We start from the raw sequence: 24356 nt of genomic DNA, 5'->3' as shown, positions 1-24356 counted from the left end.
TTCGTTCGACTTGCATGTATTAGGCACGCCGCCAGCGTTCGTCCTGAGCCAGGATCAAACTCTCATTAAAATGATGTTGAATACTTATTCATAAGTATGAATAAGCTTCCTTACTCGTTAAACGGTGCTAGCAAATTTTTACTAACGTTTTTGATGGAAACGACTTTTCGTTTCCTATCCTAGGAATTTTGGGTGAAACATTTCGTTTCATCGCTTTTTCTTCTTTTTTGTTCAGTTTTCAAAGATCGAACATTCTCATTTCGCTTGTTCAGCGACAACTTTTATATTTTACACCGCTTATTTCATAAAGTCAAGAAGAATCTCAAAAATATCCCTCTTAGTTTTATTTTTTTGCAGCTGTTCAACTGGAACGTTTATAAATATATCATGTTTCTCTAGGCTTTGCAAGCTTAATATATAAAAAAATAGGCAAAAAACAAGCTTCTTTCAAAAAACTTAAATACTCCTTTATACTGCTATAGTTTTCCACTAAAAAGGAGTTGTTTTCAACCAACATAGATGCTTTAATTTACATCGCTTACTTATTGATCAATACCCCATAGTGACACTAAAATCCTCCTCTCGTAGACTTGCTTTTACACGTCTGAAAGCCTAGCTAGATTTCAAGAATAGATCCAGACCTTAAGATTTTTAAGAAATAACGTTTCTCTTTTCAAAAAATGGAGAAAGCTAAAACTTTTTAATGGTTTTCCTTCTCCATTTTTTATTTAAGCATAGAAATTATAATCTATACGCTAATATCCATTCACTCTTTCAAGCAAGAAAATAGATCAATATTTAGCTTTGCCATAGGTTAGTTCGAAACCTGGGTTTTCATCTTCAATTTCTACATGAAATGAAGTTTCCCCTATTGGTAGGCTAAAGCTATCATTAAAATCACCTATATATTAAAGCACCAATTTTAATATCAACATCCTTTGTTCAAAAAATAGAGGAAGATAACCTTTTTAGTGGTTTTCTTCCTCTGGTTTTACCTATATGCTATTTCAATCAAATAATTGAGCACGAAGAGGGGTGTAATAACCCTCTTTACTTTTATAAATAACTATATACATTAGAATAAATGTTGGCTAGTTCGAAGCCTGGTTCTTCACCTTCAATTTCTATATGATACTTTAATGGGCCGTATAATCCACCCACTAAATACTTATCAATAACAAAACAGTTAGGATCTCCGTAACCTGAGCCTATTAGCTTACCTGTTCTATCATCATAAACTTTATATATACTTTTACCTTTATACGATGATACTACTTTATAATCTAAATAAAGTAGTACAGCATGCGGGCCAGAACCGTTTATATAATATGACGTAGATTTATAAATTGGAGAGCCATTTTTATTCATACCTATACACTCAAAGTTTCTTACATTCTTATAATACTTATCTTGTGTTAGGAAAAACTTCTGGGAATCATAATCACTGTCATATCCATAGAAACCGCTGTTCTTAATCTTTGTACCATCCTTGGTTGCACCTCGGTCTACAGTTAAAACAACATGCGGGTTGGCATAATTACGAATAATATATTCATTGTTGCCTAAATCTTCTACTTTCCAATAATAAGCATCATACTTTCTATTAGGTGCACAAACGACACGAGTAGAACCAGCATTTTTATCCCATGCAATGACTTGATTCGTTCCATCTTTAGTATAGATTTGGTAAGCTTCTTTACTTTTATCATATACAAACTTCCATTTTTGATTTGAGCCATTATGGTTTTGCCATATCAACACTTGTCTTGTGCTCCACTCAACATCAATTGTTTTTTTAGTAGAGCTCAATCGCATTTGATACTCTTTACCATCAAGTGTCCCGTGATCAATGTTTTGCTCTTTAATCTCTTTGCTTCCAGGAAAGTATTCATATCCACTAAGCTCAAATTTTTGAGTTGCAATTTCAGAAGATTTGTAGCCATGGAATTGTCTAACTTGAAGGTTCGCTCCTTGATCGGAAGAAGGAACACTTAGCACAAAGTTAGGATCAGAGTAGCTTCGGATAATATAGGAGCCATCACTTGCTTTCTCTACTTTCCAATAATAAGCAGCATATTGCTTATTAGGAGGACAAACGACACGAGTAGGGCTACCACCTTTGCCTTCCCATGCAATGGCTTGATTACTCCCATCGTTAGCGTAGATTTGGTAAGCATCTTTTTCTTTATCATATTTAAATGTCCATATCTGATTATTTCCTTTGTGATCTCTCCATATGACTGGTCTTCTTGTTTCCCTTACAACATCAATAACTTTTGTACGATCATAAATTAATTGCATTTGATATTCTTTGCCATCAAGCGTTCCATGATCAATTACATCATTATCGATTTCTGACGTTGATGTTGGAGATACAGCCTGTGATTTGATATTATTAATTGGTAAGTTTAAATTTAAAGCTAGAACAGCCAATATACATGAAATCCCTATTTTTTTAAACATAAAATACGCCTCCCTAATTCCTTTTTGATTATCGAAGTTCATAAGGGCCCTTTATAAACAACCATAATTAATTGTGCTACCTTTTTTGCTACGTTCTCTATGAAGTACTATTACTCTAGAGTAACCACCCATATTATAACAATAAAAATAATGTACAATGCAAAAACTTTCATTAATAATTTATTCAAGTATGGCGAAAGTATAACAATTCTCAATCATTGAGCATGAGACAAACCAAATTCAAAAACAAATCATTTTGTATCGTCTTCTATCCTGTTTTCAAAAAAATAGAGAAAGATAACCTTTTTAGTGGTTATCTTTCTCTATTTTTATTTAAACACGAGCAACATTTGGTAAAATTGCTTCAATATCTATCATTTTTTCCAATTTAATCAATCGCGATGTTTCATCGTTGGGAATAACAGCACATCTCGAATCGATGGGGCATTAGTAAGCAACATGATTAAGCGATCCATTCCGATACCTAATCCCCCAGTTGGTGGCAATCCATGTTCTAATGCGATCAAGAAATCTTCATCCATTTCATGAGCTTCATCGTTTCCGTCTTCGCGTTCTTTCATTTGTGCTGCAAAACGCTCTCGTTGGTCAATTGGATCGTTAAGTTCTGAAAAAGCATTTGCATGTTCGCGACCCACGATAAACAATTCAAATCGATCTGTAAATCGCTCGTCCTCTTTATTTTTCTTAGCTAATGGCGAGATTTCTACCGGATGGCCATATACAAAAGTTGGTTGAATAAGCTTTTCTTCTACAAATGTCTCAAAAAATTCATTAACGATGTGGCCATAAGTCATATGGCCTGTAACCTCAACACCATGCTTTTTGGCCAATTCACGCGCTTTTTCATCCGTGTTTACATTCCAAAAATCTACACCAGTATGTTCCTTGATAGCGTCCACCATATGAATTCTTTTCCATCTTGGCGCAAGGTTCACTTCATATTCTCCATAAGTCACGGTTGTTTGACCAACAACTTTTTCAGCAACAAAAGAAACGAGTCCTTCTACAAGCTCCATTACATCTTCAAAATCTTCATAGGAGGCGTACGATTCTAGCATTGTGAATTCTGGATTATGCCTAGTTGAAACTCCTTCATTACGAAATACGCGTCCAATTTCATAAACCTTATCCATACCGCCTACAATTAGGCGTTTTAAATGAAGTTCCAGTGCAATTCGTAAGTACAGCTCCATATCTAGCGCATTATGATGTGTCGTAAATGGTTTTGCCGCTGCGCCACCTGCAACTGAATGTAATACAGGCGTCTCTACTTCTAGGTAACCTTGATCATCCATATAATCGCGGGCATATTTTAAAATTTTACTACGCATAACAAAGCGCTTCTGGCTCTCTTCATTAGTGATTAAATCAAGATAACGCTGACGATACCTTTGTTCCACATCTTTTAAACCATGGTATTTATCAGGAAGCGGGCGTAATGCTTTTGATAATATGGTAAATTCCGTAGCTTTTACAGAAAGCTCACCTGTATTCGTGCGAAAAACGGTGCCTTTTATACCTATAATATCTCCTAAATCCGCTAACTTGAAAACATTATACGAGTCCTCGCCAATATTGTCTTTGCGAATGTATATTTGAACTTGATGAAAACGATCTTGAATATGTGTAAAGCCTACTTTGCCTTTTACACGTTTTGTCATGATTCGTCCCGCTACAGTTACTTCTATTTCAGCTGTTTCAAGTTCTTCTTTCGTTTTATCCTTATATCTTTCTTCCATTTCTTCTGGGCTGATGGAACGAATAAATTTTTCACCAAAAGGATCTATGCCTTCTTCGCGCAATGTATCCACTTTTTCACGGCGAACGATTAATTGATCATTTAATTCTTCGTGATTTTCGTGACTCATGTCATGACACTCCTCTATTTTTTCTAAATTATTGCAGATAAATTTATTATACGCTTTTTCAGCTGTATTTCGCTAGTATAATATTAAAAAAAGTTACCTATCTTTAAATAGGTAACTTGATATCGTTTATTTCACAAGGTTTTTCTCTTCATATTCTTGAACAAAATCAAGTAAGATTTGTGCCATTTCTTCGCGTTTAGTGGCTTGATTGACAGCTACTTTCGCGCGAGTGCTTCCTTTGGCGCCTTTCAAGTAATAAGCTGCATGTTGTCTGAATTCACGAACCGCAATATTTTCGCCTTTTAAAGCGATAAGTCGATCTAAATGTAGCAAGGCTGTCGCTATTTTTTCACGAGGATTAGGTTCTGTCACAAGCTCTCCTGTTTCCAGATATTTTACTGTACGATAAATCATCCAAGGGTTTCCAAGCGCAGCACGACCAATCATAACGAAATCAGCACCTGTTTCCTCCAACATTCGTCTTGCATCTTCTGGTGTTTTTACATCACCATTTCCGATAAATGGAATCCTTAATGCTTTTTTTACATCTCTTAAAATTTCCCAATTAGCTTTTCCTTCATACATTTGCACACGGGTACGGCCATGCATAGCGATCGCTTTAGCACCTGCACTTTCTGCTGCAAGAGCATTTTCGACAGCAAAAACATGATCATCGTCCCAGCCTATACGCATTTTCACCGTTACAGGTTTATCAGTACTTGCAACAACAGCCGAAACCATATCATGTACTTTGTTTGGATCAAGTAGCCATTTTGCGCCAGCTTCACACTTTATCACTTTATTTACTGGGCATCCCATATTGATATCAATGATGTCAGCTGTTGTGTTCTCAGCAACAAATTTTGCCGCACCAACTAATGTTTCTTTTTCACCACCAAAGATTTGTAAGCTTAGTGGTTTTTCTTTTTCATCTATATAAAGCATATCAAGCGTCTTTGTATTACGGTAAGCAATCCCTTTATCACTAATCATTTCACAGCAAACAAGGCCTGCGCCAAATTCTTTCACTGTTAAACGGAATGCAGAATTTGAAATCCCTGCCATTGGTGCAACTACGACACGATTTTTGATCGATACATCACCAATTTCAAGCATATTTCTAGCCCCTTCCTAATTTTGATTTCGCTAGTGTAATGTTAACACAGATTCCTAATTCTGCAAGTGTGTTTTTACCAATTTAATTCAAGTTGTGTTTTTCTAACTCCAGTTTGCTTGATCACGTTCGTATTTACGAGCTTTTTAGCAATATTCGGAGCAATTTCTAAAAGTGGGATCATCACAAAAGCACGCTCTTTCATGTAAGGATGTGGAATCTTCAGTGTTGCTTCATTGCGCACAACATTCTGATAGAGCAAGATATCGATATCAATCAATCGTGGTCCCCATTTAAATAAATGGACGCGGCCTAAAACCTTTTCAGTTTGCAAACAAAATGCTAATAGCTTTTCTGGTGTCAATATTGTATCAATTTCAACGACAATATTATAAAAAACTGCTTGTTGTTCATAACCTACTGGATCCGTTTCATAGACATGAGAGACTTGACAAATATCGATTTGATCGTGCTTTTTTAATAAAGAAATTGCTTCTTGGAGGTTAGCTAGTTTGTCACCAATATTCGATCCTAAAGATAAAAATGCTTGGACCACTATTTTATTTTCCTCGCTTTCTTAAAATTTCTACAGCAACTGAATGATAATGCCCCGGAATGGGAGGATTGGGCTTGATGACCTTTACTGTAATTTCATCGAGCAATTTATATTCATTTAAAACTTCAGCGGCGATTGATTCGGCTAATGCTTCAATTAGCTTAAATTGTCTTTTTTCGGTAATATATTGGACGGTTTGATAGACTTCAGCATAGCTTACAGTATCTTTTACAGAATCTGTTTTTCCTGCTTTTTTTGTAGATAACCCAAGGACGAGCGAGATGATAAATGATTGACCTAAGCGATTTTCTTCTGGCAGGACACCGTGATAACCATAAAAACTTAGCTCATTCATATAAATTTTATCCACTTTCATTTACCCCCTTGTAATTTGAGTTTTACCCATGATTGCATCTGTCATTTTGACCATTCGAACAATTGGTTTGACGTCATGAACGCGCGCAATTGTGCATCCTTTTGAAAAACCATAAACAACTGTAGCACCAGTACCTTCCACTCGCTCTTCCGGTGGTAAATCCAATACTAGTCCAATCGTTGACTTTCGACTTGTCCCAAGCAATACTTCAAAGCCAAGCTGAACAATTTCATCAATTCGGCGTAATATTTCTAAGTTTTGCTCTGGACTTTTAGCAAAACCAAATCCTGGATCTAAAATAATGGATTCATCTGGAACATTGGCGCTTTGACAAATCTTTACACTTTCTAATAAGTCGTTTTTTACATCTGCTATAAAGTCATTATAATCACGATTTGTTCTATTGTGCATTAAGCAAATGGGGACATGATATTTTGCTGCTATTTCCGCTATTTTAGGATCATATTTAGCACCCCATTGATCGTTTATCATATTTGCTCCTGCTAAAATCGCTTTTTCAGCAACCTCTGCTCGCCATGTGTCGACAGAAAGCCAAATATGAGGAAGTGCCGCACGAACAGCTTTGATAACGGGAAGAATTCGCTTAAGTTCTTCGTCCACATCTATATTTAAGTGCCCTGGCCGTGTTGATATTCCACCAATATCAATAATTTCAGCACCTTCCTTTGCCATTTCTATCGCTCTATTTTTAGCATCTTCTAACTGTATGTATTTACCACCATCTGAAAACGAATCTGGTGTAATGTTTAAAATTCCCATCACCATGCCTAAATGGTTTTTTTCCCATCTGCTTCTCACATTCATGCACCTCTTTTTTCATTATTATAACATTAAATTTAGGCATAAAAAAACCAGTACGGAAAAAGGGAGTAAACCGTACTGGGTAAAAAGGGTGTTTTGGGATTTTCATTTATAGGAGAAAATGAAAATATTTGTTGTTAACCTATATGTATATACTAACCATATAATGCGAAAATTTATTGTGATTATCATGAAAATTTTATGAGATTTTTGCATTTTCTACATAAAAAAACTCAGTGCGGAAAAAGGGAGTAAACCGCACTGAGCAAAAAGGGTGTTTTGGGATTTTCATTTAAAAAAAGGGAAAGAAATGAAAATGTTTTGTTTGTTGTTAGCTTATGTTTATATATTACCTTTCAAAAGCGACAATCCACTGAAAAAAGGATTAGAATTTGCTAAGAAAACTATTTAGATTTTCTTAGTTTTAAAAATCATAAAGTGCTGTGCTTAAATAACGTTCTCCATTACTAGCAACGATCGCAAGGATTTTTTTCCCTTTACCGAGTTTCTTGGCTAAATCAAGTGCCGCTTTAATTGTCGCTCCTGAAGATATTCCTACAAGAATTCCTTCTTTTTTTGCTACTTCTCTTGCTACGACAATTGCGTCTTCACTTTTTACTTTAATCACATCATCATAGACTGTTTTATCCAATATATCTGGGATAAAACCAGCGCCAATCCCCTGTATTTTATGAGGCGAAACTTCGCCACCGCTAAGAACAGCAGATTCTTCAGGTTCTAGTGCATAAATTTTAATATTGGGATTGTTTCGTTTTAAAACATGCCCTACGCCAGTTATGGTACCGCCTGTGCCTACGCCAGCAATAAAAGCATCTAAGCCATCTTTACCAAATGCTTCAACAATTTCTGGTCCAGTTGTTTTTTCGTGAATCTCAGGATTTGCTGGATTGTGGAATTGCTGAGGCATAAAATAACCATGTTCTTTGACTAATTCTTCCGCTTTACTAATTGCTCCCTTCATGCCATTTGCACCAGGCGTTAAAACTAATTCAGCCCCGTAAGCCTGAAGTAGCTTACGTCGTTCTTGACTCATTGTATCTGGCATAACAAAAATAGCACGATATCCTTTTGCTGCTGCTACTAGCGCGAGGCCGATCCCTGTATTACCACTTGTTGGCTCTACAATCGTATCTCCTTGCTTTAGTACTCCTTCTTTTTCAGCAGCTTCAATCATCGAGTTAGCAATACGATCTTTTACACTCCCACCAGGATTTTGAAATTCTAATTTCACATAAACATCGGCACTATCTTGTTCTGGCAAACGATTTAATTTGACAATAGGTGTATTTCCAATAAGTTCAGTAATTGAATTAACAATTTTCATTTTATTAATACTCCTTTTGATTAATTTTATTTCATTTAATCAATTCCGAGTGTTTTTGTCAAATATAATGTAATGGGCATATTATTTCGCTTGCTGGTAGAGCATCTCTAGTTCAGCTTCACTAAACTGGTATTTCTTACGACAAAAATGGCATTCTGCTTCAGCACCGTGATCTTCATCAATCATTTGGCGAATTTCAGCTCGGCCCAAAGAAATAATCGCATTTTCAAAACGCTCTTTTGAACAATTACATTCAAATTCCACAGGGATCTTTTCCAAAATCTGTAAATTTTGTGCACCGCCAACTAAGGTAGCTAAGATCGTTTCTGGTGTTTCGCCACGCTCAATTAAACGAGACACAGTTGGACAATCTTTCAAGTTTTTTTCCAGTTTAGCGATTAATTCTTCATCAGCTCCTGGTAATAGTTGAATCATAAAGCCCCCTGCTGCTTCGATACTGTCATCTGGGTTAACTAAAACTCCTACACCAACAGAAGAACCAATTTGTTCTGAAGTCGCTAAATAATAGGTGAAATCTTCGCCTAACTCTCCGGAAACAAGCGGGACTTGGCCGGTAAAATTTTCACCAAAGCCTAAATCTTTAACAACAGAAAGCGTCCCTTCTGTACCGACCCCACGCCGAACATCTAACTTGCCTGCTTCATTTAATTCATTAAAATGGACATGTGGATTTGATACATACCCACGAATATGTCCTTGTGTGTTACTGTCAGCAATAATTCGACCGATTGGACCGTTTCCATCAATTTTCACAGTCGTTTTTTGATTTCCTTTTTGCATTGCCCCAAGAAATAGCGTTGCGGTCATTGTTCTACCAAGCGCCGCAGATGAAACGGACCAAGTATCATGATAGCGCTGTGCTACTTTGACTGTATTCGTCGTTATCGCGGCATATGCGCGCACTTGACCATCATAAGCAAGAGCTTTAATTAAATAATCTTCCATCTTGAAAATCTCCTTCTATTCTACTAGTTTGTTACGATGATAAAGAATTTTTAGACCTTTTAATGTTAAAAATGGATCTAGAACATCAACAGATGCTGATTTTTCAGTAATTAAGCGTGCTAAGCCTCCAGTTGCAACAACTACTGGATTTGTTTGCATTTGCTGTTTTATTTCCGAAATAATTCCTTCGTATTGACCAATGAAACCATAAAAAATTCCAGATTGCATGGAAGCAACCGTTGATTTTCCAATAATATCGTTTGCAGCAGTAATGTCAACGCGAGGAAGTTTAGCCGCATTTGTATATAGTGCTTCTGTTGAAATCATAATTCCAGGCGCAATTGCTCCGCCCTGATAAATACCCTTTTCATCAATATAGCAAAATGTTGTAGCTGTTCCGAAATCAACGACAATTGCTGGAGCCCCGTATTCCTCAATTGTTGCAACAGCATTAACAATTCGGTCAGCTCCAATTTCACGTGGATTTTCTACTTTTAAATTCAAACCTGTTTTTATTCCTGGGCCAACAATAAGCGGCTTAATCCCAAAATAACGGGTACACATTGTCGTCATCGCATGCATAACTGGTGGAACGACAGAAGAAATAATAATGCCAGTAATCGATTTTACTTCGATATTTGAATAGCTAAAAAAATTTAAAACTGAGATACCGACTTCATCTGAGGTACGATTTCGATTGGTTTGCATTCGCCAGTGTTGAATAAGCTTATTATTCTCATAAAGTCCAAGTGTACAATTTGTATTCCCTACATCGATAACAAGTATCATTATTTTGCCACCTTTGTCAAAATTACGTTCGTTTTCTCCTAAAAAGCTGAGCTCTAAACGAAATAAATCGGCGACAAAGCTCAATATTTAAAGACTCTGGCAGAAATGCTCTCGCAAACTTATCACATAGCTAAGTAAAAAATACTTACCACAGAGATAATAAATCATTTCCGCCAACCGCTTAAATACAAACCTTTCGCTCGATTTATCACGCTTGTGTTATATTTTTTTAGGAAAATCTCCTAATTTTACTTATTCTTGGCCTTTCTTATCGTCTTCAGAATGATCTTTTTTGCTCGCCTGATCATCCCATTTTTCTTTGTCCTCTTTGCGTTCAATATTTTCTTCTGCTGAAGCATCTCTTTTTTCTTCTTCAAAAGTTTTTGGTTCTGTTTGATCTGGAGTTTTCTTTTCAGAAGGATAATCTTCAACAACTAATGTATCGGCATCTGGAGGCATTACACCATCGTTAAACAATGACTTGATTTGACGAGCATCTAATGTTTCTACTTCAAGTAATGTTTCTGCGATTAATTTATGTTGTTTTTGATGTTCAAGCAAAATGTTTTTTGCACGATCATAACAATGACGGATCAAGCTTTGTACTTCAGTGTCAATTTCATAAGCAATTTTATCTGAGTAATTTTTTTCATTCCCAAAATCACGTCCCATAAATACTTGCTGACCAGAACCAGATGAAAACTGAAGCGGTCCAATTTTATCACTCATTCCCCATTCAGTTACCATGCGGCGAGCGAGTTCAGTTGCTCGTTCGAAGTCATTACTTGCGCCAGTTGTTACTTCACCAAATGTAACTTCCTCAGCAACACGACCTCCCAAAAGACCTGTAATTCGATCCATCAATTCTGCTTTTGTCATTAAGAATCGGTCTTCCTTAGGTAGCATTACTGCATAACCGCCAGCTTGTCCACGTGGAACGATTGTTACTTTATGGACAGTTTCCGCTTCATCAAGAACCATGCCAACTACAGTATGGCCACTTTCATGATAAGCAACTGTACGCCGTTCTTTTTTCGAAATAACGCGATTCTTCTTAGCAGGACCAGCAATAACGCGATCACTTGCCTCATCTAAATCGCTCATATCGATTTGTTTCTTATCTGCACGTGCTGCAACAAGTGCGGCCTCGTTTAATAAGTTTTCTAAGTCTGCACCAGAAAAGCCTGGTGTTCGCTGTGCAATAGCTTTTAAATCCACACTTTTAGCAAGTGGTTTATTTCTAGCATGGACACGTAAGACTGCTTCACGTCCCTTAACATCAGGACGATCAACCATGATTTGGCGATCAAAACGACCCGGACGAAGAAGAGCTGGATCAAGGACATCAGGACGGTTTGTCGCAGCAACGATAATGATGCCTTCATTTCCACCAAAACCATCCATTTCAACAAGTAATTGGTTGAGGGTTTGTTCACGCTCATCATGACCTCCTCCAAGCCCAGCACCACGCTGACGACCTACCGCATCAATTTCATCAATGAAAATGATACAAGGTGCATTTTTCTTTGCATTTTCAAAAAGATCACGGACACGGCTTGCACCAACACCAACAAACATTTCAACAAAATCAGAACCACTGATGGAGAAAAATGGAACTCCCGCTTCTCCAGCAACAGCTCTTGCTAACAAGGTTTTACCTGTACCAGGAGGACCTACAAGGAGCACCCCTTTTGGAATACGAGCACCAAGATCAGCAAACTTACGTGGATCTTTCAAAAATTCTACAACTTCAACAAGCTCTTGTTTTTCTTCGTCTGCTCCTGCTACATCTGTAAAGCGAACTTTTTTCTTATCGTCGTTATAAAGCTTGGCTTTGCTCTTACCAAAGCTCATCACTTTACCACCGCCGCCTCCTTGAGATTGACTCATTAAGAAGAAGAATAAAACGATAATAATCAGAAATGGAATAATCGATGTAAAGAACGTTACCCAACCACTATTTTGTTTGGCAGGAACGACTTCCATTTTCGCATCTTTACTATCAGCTGCTTTTTGCATATCTGTTAATAAAGTATCTGAGTTGATTGCATACGTAGTAAAGGATGAATCACTTTTACTACTCCCTATGCTTGACTTACTTTTTGATTTAGAAGAATTAGATGTTTTGTATTCACCTTCAATTGTATAGACACTACGATCTGGCTGAATTGTAAATGATTTAACATCGCCATTCTTTAATTTTGTCATAAATTCATTATAACTGATATCTTTAGCAGCCTCTTTCTTGTTGCTAATTGATGTAACGATACCAATAATCACCAAAAAAATGATGATATAAAATATTGCATTTCTAAAAAACCTGTTCATTCCTTACCTCCTTCCACGTAAGAGAAATGGATGTATACATTCTCAAAATCACGACAAACAATCGGCTTTCAAACTACTTTTCCCTGATTCCCGAAAATCATATCCGTCAGTGGTCTCTCACGAAGATTCTTCTATTAAAATTATTAAATTAATGAGCTCTCAAAACTAAAATTAATGATAGCATAACCTTGCTCAGTTGCCCACTAATTTGCATGTTTATTAGTCTTCAGCTACATCATTTATTTTACTAAAAATATACTTAATTGTGAAATGGTTTTACTCACTATAAACTTCAGGTTTTAAAATACCGATATATGGCAAATTACGATACCGCTCTGCATAATCTAACCCGTAACCTACAACAAATGCATTAGGAACGATAAAACCCACATAATCTGCAGAAATATCAACATTTCTGCCTTCAGGTTTATCAAGAAGCGTTACCAGTTTTACAGATTTAGCTTTGCGATATTTAATTAAATCGACGAGATAGCTTAATGTTCTGCCGCTATCAATGATGTCTTCAACGACCAACACGTCTCGCCCTTCAACAGATGTATTTAAGTCTTTAACAATTTTTACTTCACCAGAAGATACCGTGCTATTTCCGTAGCTTGAAACATCCATGAAATCCATTTCTAAGTATGTATCCACACGTTTAAGCAAGTCGGACATAAAAGGTGTTGCCCCTTTTAAAATACCAATAACTAGCGGATTTCTACCAGCATATTCAGCGGTAAGTTCTGCGCCCATCTCTTTGATTTTTCCTTGTATTTCTTCCTCACTAATTAGCACTTTTTGAATATCATTACGCATGGTGTGATTTCCTCCTAAATTACTCCTATATTTAATTAAGTATTGCTTCTCGTTCTGACTTGGCATCACATCATTATTTGATTTCTTTACACCAGGAACCCATAAAATTTTGCCACTATAATCAGTTATAATTGGAAGTTCATCACGCTTATGTTTTGGAACCTTCGCATCGATAAAAATATCTTTTAATTTTTTTGTTCCACCAGTTCCTTTCAGCGTCATTTTATCACCTGGGAGGCGATTACGAATAATTATTGGCAGATCACAAGCTCTCGCATTGACAATGATACCATCTAAACCAGCAGTCTGAACAACTGAGCTTTTTTGCTTAATCTGTAGCTCGACACCACTAGATAGCGTCAAACGATCATTTATCGTCATCTGATGATAGAATTCAACAGCTTCAGTCTCCTCCTCATAAAAACAGGCTAATCTGTCGTATACTCGCCGTATAATCAAGCCACAAGCAAAGTGCAAAACTGCTGAGGGGTTATCTCCGCTTAAAATTGCTTGAACTTGACGTATTTGCCTTGATGTAAGTTCTTTTGGTTTATCACGATACAGATATTTTAATAGTAAATGAATTACTCGGCGTTGTAAAGGAATCTCACTATTTTTCACTTCACAAATATCAAACCATACTTCTTTATCTTTTATTTGAAGGTTTCGTTGAAAAATTTCAGCAGCCATGTTTTCAAGATACAAAAAATCTGCTGTCATTTCTTCTGAAAAGCGAAGGAAATGCTCTTGAACTGCTGGGTTTTCATTTATTAAAAATGGAAGAAGATGTTTACGATAACGATTACGTGTATATTTTTCATCAGTATTTGAGGAATCTTCACAGAAGGCAATCTTTTCTTTTTCACAAAATGTTTGGATTTCTGCTTTAGAAACAGCTAAAAAAGGTCGAATAGCTTGTCCGCTATTGAGCTTACGGATTGGCTGCATTCCTGCTAAGCTAAGCCCAGAACTACCACGGACTAAGCGCATCAAGATGGTTTCTATTTGATCATCTGCATGATGGGCAAGAACGATCTTATCAAAGTTCTCTTCCTTCATTAACTTTTCAAAAAATTGATAACGAGCCTCTCTTGCTGTTGCTTCGATACCGTTCTTTTCTCTTTTAGCAAGCTCAACTACATCAAGATTTGCTTCAAAATAAGGAAGCTTGTATTCTTTTGCTACGCGTTTTACAAAATCAGCTTCGGTATCCGCTTCAGGCCGCAAATGATGATTAACATGGACAACAGCGATATTAGCAGATGAAAAACCCAGCTTTCTCACAAAAAAAGTTAGCAATGCTAAAGAATCTGCACCGCCTGAAACAGCGATAAGCAGTTTTTCATCAGGGCAGATTAGTTGGTGTCGAAATATGTAGTTATTTACTTTGCGCTCAAACTCTTCCATTCCAAAGACCTTCTTTAAATTTATTAGAAAAACAAGGATGGGATTACCAAAAGAATCTAGGGGCTTTGAGTGACTCATATCCCTAATTTTGTTGGCTTTCCCATCCTATAGAATAAACATCTTCGTTATATCTTAATTAGCCTCGTCTTGCGCCGCGGCCGCCACGTTTTGATTCAGTTTGGCGCTTAATTGTAGAAAGGCGATCTTCGCTATCTTTCAAGAACTTAGCCATCTTATCTTCAAAGTTTTCAGGCGGTTTCACATTACTTGGCTTACTATATTTCGGTTTGCGATCATAATTTCTTTCTGGACGTTCTGGTTGATCGGTGGCTTTACGAATTGATAAACCAATCTTCCCATCGTCCCCTACGTTCATTACTTTAACTGTAACTTCATCACCTACAGTCAAAATATCATTAATATCTTTAACATAGCTACCGGCTACTTCACTAATATGGACCAGCCCTGTCTTGCCACCTTCTAACTCAACAAACGCACCAAAATTAGTAATCCCTGTAACTTTCCCTTGCAACTTGTTGCCTACTTCGATTGACATAAAAAAAAGTTTCCTCCTTAAAAAATCACTGTACAACTTAATTATAGCTATAATAAAAAGAGTGTCAAACTTGAGAAATAAAATCTCAGCTTGAGCTCTAAACCGATTAGTTGGTCACCTCTTTTTGCTTATTCAGAATCATTCGGGGTATTAAAAATAATTTCCCCATCTTTTGAAAGGTAATATTCGCTTCTAGCTAACTTTGCAATATAATCATCATCATGTAGCTTATTGATTTGATTTTTCAAAGCTTTCTCTTCTTGTTTTAAGTTTACTAATTGTTTTTCGGTCTTAATTTGCTCAGCTTGCTTATCCTTGAGAGCAAGAGCTTGTTTGGTATACATATAAGTCAACCCAAACCCAACGACTACAAAAACAACCGCAATAAGTGCAAGTCTTCTAGTAAGCGCAATTCGACGGCGGCTTCTTGTCTTTTTCATAGCTTGTGTATTGCGAATATGATGATTTTGCATTCTTGATACACTTGACTTTACTTTTTTCATCCGACGTCACGCCTCCTTTAACCAAAACTTACCTTAATGCTACTAAAATATCCGAGAAAAAACCTTTCATATTCAAAATAATAACAATAATTCTCCTCTTTGTCTATTGGTATCTACATAAATTTAATATTTTTCTTGACAAATGACAATTTATATAGATTAACTTAAATAAAGTCGCTCCATTTAGGCTTGATCATGATTTCTCTCTTCACTAACGATTGAATACATTTCTGCAGCTACTTCCTTACGAGCATTCTCTCCAAGATGTTCGATTTTTGCAATGACTGTTTTTTGACCAAAGCGAATCTTTAATTCATCGCCTACTTTAACATTTGTCCCTGGTTTAGCAACGACTCCATTTACTTCAATCCGACCTTTTTCCGCAACTTCTTTAGCAACGGTTCTTCTTTTAATTAACCTTGAAACCTTTAAAAATTTATCTAAACGCATTTGTTCACTCATATTTTCACCTACTTTCTTTATTTCATTCTCCGAGAAACTATACGACTTAGCGCTAGTAGTCTCGTGCCAAATGGAAGGAAAACAAAATCTTTTGTATTAAACAAACGATAGCGTAAAGCAAAAACCAAAAAGAGACTGCTCCCTAACGCCACACTGACTAAAGTTTGAAACATACTTCCAAGTCTTGAAACAAGAGGGAAAAGCCATTCCCATAGACAAGGGATAAACACCATGATAATAAGCACAACACCCAAGTAACCCAAAGTTCTTTTCTCAATAAAAGGAACATTAAGGTTTCGTTTCAAAGCAATATAACAACATAATAAAATAACAATTAGTCCTATACAAGTCGAAAGCGCCGCCCCAAGCGTCAACCATTTGGGAACAAGTAGCGAATTCATTATCCATTTGCAAACAATACCAATCATAACGGCAAAAGCAGGTAGATTACTTTTGCCAAATCCTTGTAAAATACTACTCATCATAATGATTAACGAACTAAGAAAGACAGCCGGCATAAAGCACTGTAAAACGATGGTGCCATCACTTGTTTCAAACAACATTTGATTAAGTGGACGCATAATCGCAATTAAGCCGACCGTTTCTGCACCAGCTACAACGATTGTAAGCTTCATCGCAAGCAAGACAGAACGCTTCAATTGTAATTCTTTGTGACGCACTCTTACTGAAGTAATCATCGGCACAAGAGCAAGGGAAAGTCCCGTTGAAATGACAAGACCCAACTGCAAAATCGGCTGTCCTCGATCATATACCCCTTTTATTGATTTCGCAAGCAGTTCTGATACACCATGTTCTGTCATCAAGCGGTATACTTGAAATGAATCGACAAGTTGAAAAATAGTCAACATCGCACTAACAAGGCAAACAGCTATGCTTTGTTTTAAAAATTCTCGTCCAATTCCTTTTTTCTCTTCCTTAGCAGCAAATACGCCCCAAATGGAAAAGCCCCCACTACACAAATTTCTTTTATAGAAAAAGCTCAAAATAAAGTACGCAATTAAACCACCAAAAAGCGCACCACTCATGGAAAAAGAGCTTGCCGTATATAGATCAAAGCCAAGCATAAGCGCACATCCTGAACCTGCAAGAATGATCACAATCCGGATAAACTGCTCTATTGTTTGCGAAATAGCTGTCGGAATCATCATTTCCTGACCTTGGAAATACCCACGGAAGAAAGAAAGCTTAGGCGACAGCAGGAACACAAAACTAACAACAGCAATTAAACTAGCTAAATGAGGGTCCCCCATCAAATTAGCAATTACTCCTGCTCCTAAAAATAAGCAAAGAAAGGTAGTAAATGCTATAACTTTCAAGACCCGGTAAATAGATTGCAGAATAATTTGCTGTCTTCTAATATCCCCGTCTGCTTCTGCCATCATTTTTGAAATAACAACTGGAAAGCCACCAAGAGCAAGCGTCATCGCAATCCCATAAATTGGGTAAACCTGTTGAAAAATATAAAAACCAACGTCTCCTACCATGTTTTGAAAAGGAACTCGGTAAACAGCACTAAGGATTTTCGAAACAAGTGAAGCGATTGTGAGCCACATAGCCCCTTTCATTAAGTTTTTAATTGAACGTTCTGACATGACTTCTCCGCCTTCCTTCGCTAACAGAAAAAAGTCCCCTTCGCTTCTATTTTTTGGTTGTCTCCACTTCTTTTAAAGCTCCCTGCATTTTTTCAGTTAGTGTTAAAAGATCAAATAACCACTCTTTCAAAGGCTTGTTTTGAATAGCTATTGTTAATTTTAGCTGTGAACCTTCCATTCCAACACCAACACTTCTACCTTGTTCACTGACTAATTTCATCACAACATCTCCACGAATATTGGTTGTCCCTTCTTCAGAAAATAAAATATGAACTTTATTTTGAATTTGTTTAATTTGCATGATCCCAACTTTAAGTGCATCTACTTTAAGTTCTGTTACAGTAAACAAATATTCTACTTCTTCAGGATACTCCCCGAAACGGTCAATCATATCTCTTTTTAGTTCTTCAAGCTCAATAGTTTCCATAATGTTGCGGAAATGTTTATACATCTCAATTTTTTGACGACCATCTGGAATATAATATTCTGGAATATAAGCATCTACTTGAATATCAATTTCAACAGCTACACCTTGCTCTTCTGCTTTATCTGGTCGTCTTGTTTCAATGGCTTCTTTTAATAATTGCGAGTAAAGGTCAAAGCCAACCGAATCAATAAAACCATGCTGCTGTGCTCCTAAAATATTTCCAGCACCACGAATAGATAGGTCACGCATTGCAATTTTAAAACCTGATCCAAGTTCAGTAAATTCTTTAATGGCTTGCAAGCGCTTCTCAGCTTCTTCACGTAAAATCTTATCTTTTTGATATAAAAAGTAAGCATAGGCAACGCGATTAGAACGACCAACACGACCACGCAATTGATAAAGTTGTGATAAGCCCATGTGATCAGCGTTTTGCACAAACAATGTATTGACATTTGGAATATCAACGCCCGTTTCAATAATGGTTGTGGTTACTAAAATATCAAATTCTCCTTCTAAAAAGCTTAAAATAACCGATTCAAGCTCTGATTCAGTCATCCGGCCGTGAGCCACAGCAACTCGCGCATCAGGTACTAGGGCTAAAAGTTCATCTGCTTTTTGCGTGATTGATTCTACACGGTTGTATAAGTAATATACTTGTCCCCCACGCACAAGCTCTCGTTCAATCGCTTCACGAACTAATACATTATTTTGCTCAGAAACGTATGTTTGAACAGGGAAACGATTAGCTGGTGGCGTTTCAATCACAGACAAATCACGTACTCCTAACATCGACATATGAAGCGTTCGCGGAATAGGTGTGGCAGTTAACGTTAATACATCTATTTTCGCACGAATTTGTTTAATTTTTTCTTTATGCGTAACGCCAAAGCGCTGTTCTTCATCAACAATTAAAAATCCTAGATCCTGATAGACAATATCCTTTGAAAGCAAGCGATGTGTTCCAACAACAATGTCTATTGTCCCTTCTTTTAGCCCTTTAATTGTTTCATTTTGCTGTTTTTTAGTTCTGAATCGACTAAGCAGCCCTATATTAATTGGAAAACCTTGGAATCTTTCTTTCATGGTCTCATAATGTTGTTGTGCCAAAATCGTCGTCGGAACCAAAAAGGCGACTTGTTTACCATCCATAACTGCTTTAAATGCAGCACGGAGCGCCACTTCAGTTTTCCCATAACCAACATCTCCAACAAGGAGGCGATCCATTGGCCGTATGTTTTCCATGTCTTTTTTAATTTCATAAGTGGAACGTAATTGATCTTCTGTTTCTTGGTAAGGGAAAGCTTCTTCAAATTCACGTTGCATTTCGCCATCAGGGCTAAAAGCAAAGCCTCTCTCAGCTTCCCGCTCAGCATATAGCTTAATCAAATCATCTGCAATATCTTGGACAGAAGCTTTCACTTTTGTTTTAACGCGTTTCCATTCTGTACCGCCAAGTTTATTTAATTTCGGTGCTTTTCCCTCTGCCCCAACATATTTTTGCACAAGTTCTAACTGTTCAACTGGAATAAATAACTTGTCATCCCCTTGATAAATCAAGAGTAAATAATCTTTATGCACACCATTTATTTCCAAAGTTTCCATGCCAACATAACGCGCAATTCCATGATTGACATGAACAACATAATCTCCTACTTTAAGTTCTGAATAGCTTTTAATCCGTTCAGCGTTTGATAATTTTTGCCGTTTCTTTGTTTTATTCGTTGTTTTGTTGAATAATTCAACTTCGCTAATAATGGCTACTTTAGCAAGCGGGAGTTCGAAACCATTTTGGAATGACCCTAAAACAAATTGAACGGATCCATATTTAGGTATTTCACTCTCATGCTTTAAAATAACACTTTCCATATCGTAGTCAGCAAGCGTCTGCTGCATTTTTTCAGCACGTTCAAGCGTAGGGGCTAAAATCACAACAGCATAATTATTTTTTCGCCAACTTGTCATTTCAGTTTTCAAAATATTCATCTGACCATGAAATTGTTGCATTTGTTTATAGACTAAATTTGTGGTCTTTGTTACGCGCATGCTCCCCATTGCTTTTTGAAATAAGGAAAGATAAACCTTTGGTGCTCTGTTTGCTTCAAGCAACTCTTTAAAGCGATGACCAAATACAGTATCACGTACCGTTTCAAGACGCCCTAGCATTTCTGTTTGCCACTCCGCCTCCTCTTTTTCGAGACGCTCTTCTGCTTCTTGAATACGAGCAAACTCATCAAAGAGGATCACTGTATCATTTGCTAAATAATCAAATAATGAAGCTGGATCAGGATAAGCGAAACCAATATATTTGAAGAACATATCTGGCTTTATATTTGAACGCAACTTCTCTAAATCGACTTCTAAATTATCGACAAGTGTCTGCTTTTCAGTTTCACCTTTCATATGGTTCAATGTTTCAGCAAGTTTTTTTTCAAATTTTTTAACAATCCCAGGGTAATAAGCCTCTTCAAGCAAAACCTCAGTTGCTGGCAAGACTTGGAATTCCTCAATTTTCACTTTTGAACGCTGCGTTTCGACGTCAAAATACCGAAGTGAATCAACCTCTGTATCAAATAAATCCAAACGAATAGGATATTCTTCTGTAATCGGATAAATATCAATAATGCCACCACGCACGCTAAACTCTCCTGGTGTATTAACCATATCACTTAACGTATAACCCATCGTAAGCAAATCTTTTTTTAATTTTTCAGGATCAATCGTGTCGCCTTGCGTAATTGAAAGATTGTACTTTTTCCACAGCGAAACAGATGGTAAGATTTTACGTAAACCAGCAATAGGAACAACTATAATCCCAGACTGCTTAGAAAGTAAAAACTCTAAAGCTTCTACCCGTTGCCCACGAAGCTCAGGGCTAGCAATACTTAATTCTGCTGAAATTAATTCATCAGCTGGATAAAGAAATAAACGATCACCATCCATTAACGAGAGCAAATCTTCATACAATTTTTGAGCATGATATAAATTATGCGTTACTAACATAACTGGTCGGTTTGTTGCCCCTTGAATAACGCTTGCAAAAAGCGCTCGGGAAGATCCAGATAATCCAGTTACAAGTTGTGATTCACCCTTGCCTTTAAGTGCATCGATGATTCCGATAATATCTTTTTGTTCATAAATTAATTGTTGCAACCCTTTCAATTTCATCATCTCCTTACATATCTATTTCACAACTGCCACATGCTTTAAGAGCGCTCCATTTTTTGGCAGCGCTCTTAAAGCATGATTAATTATATTTATTCATAATTTCTAAAAATGGTTGGCTAGAAAAATCTTCAATAGCGCTAGCACTCCGCTTGATCGTCTCGATAATAAGAGATTGTTCCGCTTTTTTGAAATCACCAAGGACATAGTTGATGATATCACCATGTTCAGGTCGATCAATTCCAACACGAATGCGATTAAAATCCTGTGTCTTCAAATGATGGATAATAGACTTTATGCCATTATGCCCGCCTGCACTGCCTTTTTGCCTCAAACGAATCTTACCGACCGAAATATCTAGATCATCATAAATAATCACTAAATCTTGAATGTCAGCCTGATAATAGTCCATTACCGCCCTGACACATTCACCTGATGCGTTCATAAAGGTAAGGGGCTTAATAAGTAGCAACTTTTCACCGTTTAAGTTGACTTCGCTAATCATGCCACCTAGCTTTGATTTTTTCCACGGTGTTTGATGTAAATAACTTAATTCATCTACTACCATAAAACCAACATTGTGCCTTGTTCGTTCATATTTTTTACCTGGGTTACCAAGCCCAACGATTATTTTCATGATATATTCCCTTCAACAAATCTTTAATGAAGTATGTTTTACGATTATAACATGTTTTTATTCGTTAGAAAAGATTAAGCACGTAAAAAAGCCGCTAAAAAATAAGACAAGCCAAATTAAGCGAAAACGGCTCGATTCGCGGCAGTAAAAGCTTTGAACACGAGCGTTTATCGCTAATTTGTTTATCTAAAAATATCTACTCTACTGGCTCTTCAGCTGTCCCGTGATCAGCAACAGGCTCTTTAGCTTCCGTATCAACGACTGTTTCTTCTGCCGAACGAGGTGCAGATACCGTAGCAACAATAGATTCTCCTTCTGTCACTACTTTATAATTATTAACAGCCGAAATATCTTTCACCGCAAGAGAATCTCCAACGCCTATTTCTGTAATATCCACTTCAATGGTTTCTGGAAGCTTATTTGGCGTTGCTGAAACAGTTAACTCATAAAGCACTTGTTGCAGTACTCCGCCTTCTTTCACTCCTTTAGATTCCCCTGTAAGTGTAACAGGTACTTCAGCTTCAACTTCTTCAGTCATATTTACTGCTAAAAGATCGACGTGAATTAACTCATCTTTTAGTGGATCTATTTGATATTCGTGTAATAGCACATTCAATTTAGAGCCATCAACGTTAATTGTAAATACTTCATTCCGACCATGGTCTCTCACAGCTTTAATAAGTTCCAGTGCATCAATGGAAACAGGAATATTACTCGCCTTATAGCCATAAACAATTGCCGGTATACGTCCTTCCTCGCGAATTTTCGACGTATAAGAATGTTTTTCTGTATCTCTTTTTTGAACTTCTAATGCTGTTGCCATAAACAATCACTCCACTCATTAATTTTTATTTTTCTAGATCATTTAATTTTACCCTCCTCCAAAATTTCAAAACAAGGGATGTTTATTTACTCAAATTAAAGGTAAATAAAATGAAAGATTATCTTTGCTTAAATAACGAGTTAACTGTATTATAGCGCTTTCATTATAAAGTATAACAAAATTAAAAAATAAAGAAGCTCAATGCTTCACAAATTAGAATAACATGTTATACTGTAATAGTATTAGTTTTAAGAAGGAGGAATTGTAGTTATGAAAGAGCATCAAAAAATTATTTTAGTTGGTGATGGCGCAGTCGGTTCCAGCTACGCCTTTGCTTGTGTAAATTTAAATATTGGCCAAGAGCTTGGCATTATTGATATTGATAAAGATAGGACGATTGGAGACGCCATCGATTTAAGCCATGCTGTCCCTTTTTCTTCACCTAAGAAAATTTATTCTGCCAACTATAGCGACTGTCACGACGCTGATCTTATCGTGATCACAGCTGGTAGCGCTCAAAAGCCTGGTGAAACTCGATTAGATTTAGTAAGCCGTAATATCAGAATTATGAAAGGAATCGTGACTGACGTGATGGCTAGCGGTTTCGATGGTATTTTCCTAATCGCTTCTAATCCAGTTGATCTCATGACTTATGCTGCCTATAAATTTTCTGGCCTTCCTAAAGAAAGAGTTATCGGTTCTGGAACAAGTCTTGACACAGCACGCTTCCGTATGTCCATTGCCGACTATTTGAAAGTAGATGCTCGTAACGTTCATGGCTATATTTTAGGTGAACACGGAGACACAGAATTTCCAACTTGGAGTCATACAAGAGTTGGTGGTTTGCCAATTACAGACTGGATTAATGAAGAAGAAAAAGGCGCAATGGAGACGATCTTTATTAGCGTGCGTGATGCCGCTTACGAAATCATCGATAAAAAAGGCGCAACCTATTATGGAATCGCTGCTGCTCTTGCTCGGATTACGAAAGCTATTTTAGATAACGAAAATGCAATCCTGCCACTTTCTGTTTATTTAGAGGGCCATTATGGTTTAAACGGGATTTATATCGGTGCCCCCGCCGTTGTTAACCGCAAAGGAATTCGCCAGATTATTGAAATGAAACTTAGTGAAAAAGAACAAGAACAAATGAAAATGTCCGCTGAAACATTACAAAAAGTTTTAAATGATGCAATGAAAGAAGTAGAATAATTTAGATTTAAGCGTTTAAGACATTTTCTTGTTTTAAACGCTTATTTTTTTGTTTATAAATTAAATAATTCGTTGTATTGTCACATTTTT

18 protein-coding genes, 1 rRNA gene and 1 pseudogene are annotated in these 24356 nt (G+C 36.8%); 1 reads left to right on the top strand and 19 read right to left on the bottom strand.

Annotated elements, in window-relative coordinates:
• From G6Q10_RS10015 to G6Q10_RS09925, 19 genes and pseudogenes are all read right to left on the bottom strand, one after another.
• A 16S ribosomal RNA gene (locus tag G6Q10_RS10015) occupies positions 1–70 on the bottom strand; the annotation flags it as partial.
• A gap of 986 nt (positions 71–1056) precedes the next feature.
• Complete coding sequence (locus G6Q10_RS10010; RefSeq protein WP_163655630.1) at positions 1057–2463, bottom strand: RICIN domain-containing protein; 1407 nt, start codon at positions 2461–2463, stop codon at positions 1057–1059.
• 392 nt (positions 2464–2855) lie between these two features.
• On the bottom strand, positions 2856–4352 hold the full coding sequence (gene lysS / locus G6Q10_RS10005) for a lysine--tRNA ligase (protein ID WP_163655628.1): 1497 nt from the start codon (positions 4350–4352) through the stop codon (positions 2856–2858).
• 126 nt (positions 4353–4478) lie between these two features.
• A complete protein-coding gene (dusB, locus tag G6Q10_RS10000; RefSeq protein WP_163655626.1) occupies positions 4479–5468 on the bottom strand; it encodes a tRNA dihydrouridine synthase DusB in 990 nt (329 codons plus the stop codon).
• A 74-nt stretch (positions 5469–5542) separates the two neighbouring features.
• Complete coding sequence (folK, locus tag G6Q10_RS09995; RefSeq protein WP_163655624.1) at positions 5543–6022, bottom strand: 2-amino-4-hydroxy-6-hydroxymethyldihydropteridine diphosphokinase; 480 nt, start codon at positions 6020–6022, stop codon at positions 5543–5545.
• A gap of 4 nt (positions 6023–6026) precedes the next feature.
• Complete coding sequence (gene folB / locus G6Q10_RS09990; protein ID WP_163655622.1) at positions 6027–6392, bottom strand: dihydroneopterin aldolase; 366 nt, start codon at positions 6390–6392, stop codon at positions 6027–6029.
• 6 nt (positions 6393–6398) lie between these two features.
• Positions 6399–7184, bottom strand: coding sequence for a dihydropteroate synthase (gene folP, locus G6Q10_RS09985; protein WP_163655869.1), 786 nt, complete (start codon positions 7182–7184; stop codon positions 6399–6401).
• 460 nt (positions 7185–7644) lie between these two features.
• Complete coding sequence (gene cysK, locus G6Q10_RS09980; RefSeq protein ID WP_163655620.1) at positions 7645–8565, bottom strand: cysteine synthase A; 921 nt, start codon at positions 8563–8565, stop codon at positions 7645–7647.
• 81 nt (positions 8566–8646) lie between these two features.
• A complete protein-coding gene (gene hslO / locus G6Q10_RS09975; protein ID WP_163655618.1) occupies positions 8647–9531 on the bottom strand; it encodes an Hsp33 family molecular chaperone HslO in 885 nt (294 codons plus the stop codon).
• A 15-nt stretch (positions 9532–9546) separates the two neighbouring features.
• Positions 9547–10320 carry a type III pantothenate kinase gene (locus tag G6Q10_RS09970; RefSeq protein WP_163655617.1) on the bottom strand — a complete coding sequence of 258 codons (774 nt, stop codon included), beginning with the start codon at positions 10318–10320 and terminating at the stop codon, positions 9547–9549.
• Positions 10321–10572: 252 nt separating this feature from the next.
• Complete coding sequence (gene ftsH, locus G6Q10_RS09965) at positions 10573–12648, bottom strand: ATP-dependent zinc metalloprotease FtsH (RefSeq protein WP_163655614.1); 2076 nt, start codon at positions 12646–12648, stop codon at positions 10573–10575.
• 276 nt (positions 12649–12924) lie between these two features.
• On the bottom strand, positions 12925–14871 hold the full coding sequence (hpt, locus tag G6Q10_RS09960) for a hypoxanthine phosphoribosyltransferase (RefSeq protein ID WP_163655612.1): 1947 nt from the start codon (positions 14869–14871) through the stop codon (positions 12925–12927).
• 136 nt (positions 14872–15007) lie between these two features.
• Positions 15008–15427 carry a S1 domain-containing RNA-binding protein gene (locus G6Q10_RS09955; RefSeq protein ID WP_163655610.1) on the bottom strand — a complete coding sequence of 140 codons (420 nt, stop codon included), beginning with the start codon at positions 15425–15427 and terminating at the stop codon, positions 15008–15010.
• A 106-nt stretch (positions 15428–15533) separates the two neighbouring features.
• Positions 15534–15930: pseudogene (locus tag G6Q10_RS09950) on the bottom strand (septum formation initiator family protein).
• A 183-nt stretch (positions 15931–16113) separates the two neighbouring features.
• Positions 16114–16380 carry an RNA-binding S4 domain-containing protein gene (locus G6Q10_RS09945; protein ID WP_305068102.1) on the bottom strand — a complete coding sequence of 89 codons (267 nt, stop codon included), beginning with the start codon at positions 16378–16380 and terminating at the stop codon, positions 16114–16116.
• Between the two features lie 29 nt (positions 16381–16409).
• Positions 16410–18005, bottom strand: coding sequence for a putative polysaccharide biosynthesis protein (locus G6Q10_RS09940; protein ID WP_163655603.1), 1596 nt, complete (start codon positions 18003–18005; stop codon positions 16410–16412).
• Positions 18006–18051: 46 nt separating this feature from the next.
• Positions 18052–21591: a transcription-repair coupling factor gene (gene mfd / locus G6Q10_RS09935; protein WP_163655601.1), complete on the bottom strand. Its 3540-nt coding sequence runs from the start codon at positions 21589–21591 to the stop codon at positions 18052–18054.
• Between the two features lie 85 nt (positions 21592–21676).
• Positions 21677–22231 (bottom strand): aminoacyl-tRNA hydrolase, encoded by a 555-nt coding sequence (gene pth, locus G6Q10_RS09930; RefSeq protein WP_163655599.1) that lies wholly within the window; start codon positions 22229–22231, stop codon positions 21677–21679.
• Positions 22232–22427: 196 nt separating this feature from the next.
• Entirely contained in the window at positions 22428–23054 is a 627-nt protein-coding gene (locus G6Q10_RS09925) for a 50S ribosomal protein L25/general stress protein Ctc (RefSeq protein ID WP_163655597.1), read from the bottom strand.
• A 270-nt stretch (positions 23055–23324) separates the two neighbouring features.
• Here G6Q10_RS09925 and G6Q10_RS09920 point away from each other — a divergent pair, with 270 nt between their 5' ends.
• A complete protein-coding gene (locus G6Q10_RS09920) occupies positions 23325–24266 on the top strand; it encodes an L-lactate dehydrogenase (protein WP_163655595.1) in 942 nt (313 codons plus the stop codon).
• Positions 24267–24356 lie beyond the last annotated feature (90 nt).

The organism is Listeria sp. PSOL-1, from assembly GCF_902806445.1.
Classification (GTDB): domain Bacteria; phylum Bacillota; class Bacilli; order Lactobacillales; family Listeriaceae; genus Listeria.
This window is presented reverse-complemented; position numbering and strand designations above follow the sequence as displayed.